Annotated in this window: 5 protein-coding genes and 1 riboswitch; of the genes, 2 read left to right on the forward strand and 3 right to left on the reverse strand. The window is 74.2% G+C overall.

Annotation, left to right across the window (positions count from 1 at the left end):
• Positions 1 to 522, forward strand: a 522-nt coding sequence (locus tag ACFXBC_RS33830) for a TetR/AcrR family transcriptional regulator (RefSeq protein WP_385033515.1), incomplete at its 5' end; no start/stop codon positions are given.
• A 13-nt stretch (positions 523 to 535) separates the two neighbouring features.
• On the opposite strand, the gene ACFXBC_RS33835 is transcribed toward ACFXBC_RS33830, so the two are convergent.
• The 3 genes from ACFXBC_RS33835 to thiO all read right to left on the reverse strand — a co-directional run bounded on the left by ACFXBC_RS33835 (position 536) and on the right by thiO (position 2,854).
• On the reverse strand, positions 536 to 1,330 hold the full coding sequence (locus ACFXBC_RS33835) for a thiazole synthase (protein ID WP_385033517.1): 795 nt from the start codon (positions 1,328 to 1,330) through the stop codon (positions 536 to 538).
• A gap of 7 nt (positions 1,331 to 1,337) precedes the next feature.
• A complete protein-coding gene (gene thiS, locus ACFXBC_RS33840; protein ID WP_385033526.1) occupies positions 1,338 to 1,538 on the reverse strand; it encodes a sulfur carrier protein ThiS in 201 nt (66 codons plus the stop codon).
• Between the two features lie 86 nt (positions 1,539 to 1,624).
• Positions 1,625 to 2,854, reverse strand: coding sequence for a glycine oxidase ThiO (thiO, locus tag ACFXBC_RS33845; RefSeq protein WP_385033520.1), 1,230 nt, complete (start codon positions 2,852 to 2,854; stop codon positions 1,625 to 1,627).
• Positions 2,852 to 2,964: riboswitch (TPP riboswitch) on the reverse strand. (Overlaps the previous gene by 3 nt.)
• A 94-nt stretch (positions 2,965 to 3,058) precedes the next feature.
• Here thiO and ACFXBC_RS33850 point away from each other — a divergent pair.
• Complete coding sequence (locus tag ACFXBC_RS33850) at positions 3,059 to 4,279, forward strand: NAD(P)/FAD-dependent oxidoreductase (protein WP_385033523.1); 1,221 nt, start codon at positions 3,059 to 3,061, stop codon at positions 4,277 to 4,279.
• Positions 4,280 to 4,443: the final 164 nt, after the last annotated feature.

Consider the following 4,443-nt stretch of genomic DNA (forward strand, 5'->3'; position numbering starts at 1 on the left):
TCCTACCGCTTTATCATGGATCAGGGGTACGACGCGACAACGGTCGAGCAGATCGCCGAGGCCGCCGAGGTGTCGCCCTCCACCGTCTTCCGCTACTTCCCGACCAAGGAAGATATCGTCCTCACCGACGAGTTCGACCCGATCCTGGAGCAGGAACTGCGGGCTCGGCCCGCCGGCGAGTCGATCGTCGACTCCCTGCGGCACGTCATCGACCGCAGCCTCGGTCTCGCGCAGGGCGGCGAGGACCCGGAGGTGTCCAAGCTGAGGATGCGGCTCCAGGTCGAGGTACCGGCGGTGCGCTCCCGGATGATGGAGTCGATGTCGGTCACGGGCCAGATGATGTGCCGCGTGCTGGCCGAACGCACCGGGCGCGAGGCGGGTGACCTGGAGGTCAGGGCGTATGCGATGGCGCTGGCCGGTGTGCTGATGGAGGCCACGCGTTACTGGGCCGAGCACGGCTACGAGGGCGAACTCCACGGGTATGTCATACGCGCCCTGGACGTCGTACGGAACGGCCTCTAGCCAGGGGCAGCCCTTAGAACGCGGGCCGCTCCGGATCGAGCGCCGCCCGCCCCTCGTCCGGTGACGACGCCAGGGCGAAGTGCCGCCGGGGGATCCGCCCCGCGCGGTACGCCAGCCGGCCCGCCTCGACGCCCCGCCGCATCGCGGACGCCATCAGCTCGGGCTCCTGGGCCCGAGTCACCGCCGATGCCAGCATCACGGCCGCGCACCCGAGCTCCATCGCCAGCGCCGCGTCCGATGCCGTACCGGCCCCCGCGTCGAGGATCACCGGCACCCCCGCCCGCTCCACGATCAGCTGGAAGTTGTGCGGGTTGCGGATCCCGAGGCCCGAGCCGATGGGGGAGCCCAGCGGCATGATCGCCGCGCAGCCCGCCTCCTCCAGCCGCCGGGCCAGCACCGGGTCGTCGTTGGTGTACGGCAGGACCGTGAAACCGTCGTCGACAAGCGTCTCGGCCGCGTCGAGCAGCTCCACCGGGTCGGGCAGCAGGGTGTGCTCGTCCGCCACGACCTCCAGTTTGATCCAGTCCGTGCCCAGTGCCTCGCGGGCCAGCCGGGCGGTGAGGACCGCCTCGCCCGCCGTGAAGCAGCCGGCCGTGTTCGGCAGCACCCTGACCGCCAGCCTGTCGAGCACCGAGAGGACCGAGCCCTGCACCGTGGGATCGAGGCGGCGCATGGCGACCGTCGTGAGCTCGGTGCCCGACGCGATCAGGGACCTCTCCAGCACATCGAGGCTGGGCGCACCGCCGGTCCCCATGATCAGCCGGGAGGAGAAATCGGTGCCGGCGAGAGTGAAGGGATCGTCTGCCATGTCCTGATCAGCCTCCTTGGACTGCGGTGAGGATCTCGACGCGGTCGCCGCCGCCGAGTGCGGTGCGGGCCCACAGGCCCCGGGGCACGACGGTCTCGTTGACCGCGGCGGCGACCCCGGACGGGGCGGTGGTGAGCCCGCCGACCAGTACGTCGAGCGTGGTGCCCGGCGCGATCGTGCGGGGCTCCCCGTTGACCGACACCTCCACCTGCGGAACGTCCACGGGCGGCGGCGGGTCCGACGCCGGGGAGCCCGCCTGTGCTGTGTTCACGGGCGGCACATTCAGCGGCACATTCATACGGGCTGCTCCTCTCGTACGGGAGGGAAGCGCCGGGGAGTGAAGGCGCGGGCCTCGGCGGGCAGTTCCCCGGTGGTGAGCAGTTCGGCCATCACATCGCCGGTGACCGGTGTGAGCAGGACACCGTTGCGGTAGTGGCCGGTGGCCAGCAGGAGGCCGGGCAGCACGGTCGGGCCGAGCAGCGGCGCGTTGTCCGGCGACGCGGGACGCAGCCCCGCACAGGTCTCGGTGAGCGGGAGTTCGGTGATGCCGGGTACCAGCTCATGGGCGTCGCGGAGCAGTTCGTACACCCCGCCAGCGGTGACCGTGGTGTCCCAGCCCAGCTCCTCGCTGGTCGCGCCGATGACGAGTTCGCCGTTCTCCCGGGGGACCAGATAGAGATGGCTGCCCCGGACGACCGCGCGGACGGTGCGGCTGAGGAACGGCGCGTACACCCGCGGCACGGTCAGTCGCAGGACCTGCCCCTTGACCGGGCGTACGGGCGGAAGCACCGCATCCGGTACGCCCGCCAGCCGGCCGCTGAGGCTGCCGGCCGCCAGTACCACCTGGCCGGCGCCGAGCACGGTGCCGTCGGCCAGCACCACGCCCGTGGCCCGGTCGCGCTCCACCGTCAGACGCTCGGCCCAGCCGCGGTGGAAGGTGACCCCGGCCCGCTCGCACGCGGTGAGCAGCGCCTTCGCGAGCCGCCGTGGATCGACCTGGTGGTCGCCGTCCACCCGCAGCCCGCCGCGTACGCCCGGCGCGAGCATCGGTTCGAGGCGTCTGCACTCGCGCCCCGTGAGCCACTCGGACTCCAGACCCGAGCGGTGCTGGAGCGCGTGCAGCTCCCGCAGATGCTCCCGGTCGTCGAGGTCGAGCGCCACGGAGAGGGTGCCGCAGGCGCGGTAGCCGAGATCCTGGCCCGATGCCTCGGCCAGCTCGGCCGCGAACGCCGGATAGCGGCGGGCGGACTCCAGGTTCAGACCGAGCAGGACCTGCTCGCCGTAGTGCAGCTCCGTGACGGCGGCCAGCATGCCTGCCGCGACCTGTGCGGCTCCGCCGCCCGGCTGTGGATCGGCGACAGCGGTACGCAGTCCGCGCTGCGCCGACCGCCAGGCCGTGACGAGACCGATGATCCCGCCGCCGACGACCAGGACGTCCGGCAGTGCGCCGGACTGCGCGTCCGCCCGGCCGGGCCGGTGCTGTTCGACAGGGGGCGTGTGCTGTTCGGTGTGGTGTGCGTGCATGGGCGTCCAGCCCCTCCCTTCGCCGGCATGACCCGGATCAGGTTCGTACGGTCGGAGGCCGTCCAGCCTCCCTCTCAGCCCGGTACGCCCGGACTCCCGCGAGTGGTTCAGCACAGCCAGCGTAACCCCGGGCCGCGCCGCCCCGTAAGGCGCCTGGGGACGGCCCCCTGTCCTGACGGGTCGTCAGCTGGTTAGGGTGACCGGGTGAGTGAGCCGAGGAACGTCGTCATCGCCGGCGCGGGCATGGCCGGAGTGCAGACCGCTGTCGCCCTGCGGGACCAGGGCTTCACCGGCCCCGTCACGCTGATCGGCGAGGAGCCGCATCAGCCGTACGACCGGCCGCCGCTCTCCAAGTCGGTGCTGCTCGGCAAGGCCGACGGCGCCGCCTTCGACGTCGACTTCGGCGCGCTCGGGGTCGAGCTGCTGCTGGGGTGCGAGGTGACCGGCGTACGCCCGGGCGACCGGGAGCTGGACACCGCGCGCGGCCCGCTCGCCTACGGGTCGCTGGTCGTCGCCACCGGCGCCCGCCCGCTCACCCTGCCCGGCGGCGAGGGGGTCCCCGACGTCCATCAGCTGCGCACGCTCGACGACGCGGAGCGGCTGCGCGCCGTCCTCGCCGGCCGGCGGGACGTCGTGGTGGTCGGCGCGGGCTGGATCGGCGCCGAGTTCGCCACGGCGGCGCGTGAGGCGGGGTGCGCGGTGACGGTCGTGGAGGCGGCGGACCGGCCCCTCGTCGGGGTGCTGCCGGCGGAGATCGCCGCGCCGATGGCCGACTGGTACGCGGACAGCGGAGCCGAACTCGTCACCCGGGCGCGGGTGGCCCGGATCGAACCGGGCGCCGTGGTCCTGGAATCGGGGCGGCGGATCCCGGCGGGGGCGGTCCTCGTCGGCATCGGGGCCACGCCCGCGACCGGGTGGCTGGCCGGGTCCGGTATCGCGCTGGGCCCGGACGGCTCGGTCACGGCCGACGAGCGGCTGCGCACCTCCGTCGCGGATGTGTACGCGGTCGGCGACTGCGCCTCCTTCCCCTCCCGCCGGTACGGCGAGCGACTGCTGGTCCACCACTGGGACAACGCGCTGCAGGGGCCGCGCACCGTGGCGGCCGATGTGATCGGCGAGACGCCGCGGATCTACGACCCGGTGCCGTACTTCTGGTCCGAGCAGTTCGGCCGCTTCGTCCAGTACGCGGGCCACCACGCGGCCGCCGACACCCTGATCCGGCGTGGCGACCCGGCGGGCCCGGCCTGGTCGGTGTGCTGGCTGCGGGACGGGCGGCTGGTCGCGGTGCTCGCCGTCGGCAGGCCGCGGGACCTCGCCCAGGGGCGGAAGCTGATCGAGGCGGGGGCCCCGGTGGATCCGGTCCGCGCCGCCGATCCCGCCGTACCGCTCAAGTCGGCGGTCCGGCCGCAGCCGGGCGCCTCCTGACCGCGGCGGGGACCGCCGCGCGGCCCCCCCCCGCGCGGCGGCGGCGGCCCGGGGGGCCCCGCCCGGGGGGCGGGGCCGGGGGGCCCGGCCGGGGGGGGGCCCCGCCGGGGGGGTCCGGCCACGCACCGGGGAGGACGGGAGACGCAGAGGTCACCCCTTGACGG

It is taken from the genome of Streptomyces sp. NPDC059398 (genome assembly GCF_042751845.1).
Taxonomy (GTDB): Bacteria; Actinomycetota; Actinomycetes; order Streptomycetales; family Streptomycetaceae; genus Streptomyces.

Coding starts and splice junctions, on each gene's coding strand:
- thiO (WP_385033520.1), bottom strand. CDS start 2,854: ATGCACGCACACCACACCGAACAGCACACGCCCCCTGTCGAACAGCAC.
- ACFXBC_RS33835 (WP_385033517.1), bottom strand. CDS start 1,330: ATGGCAGACGATCCCTTCACTCTCGCCGGCACCGATTTCTCCTCCCGG.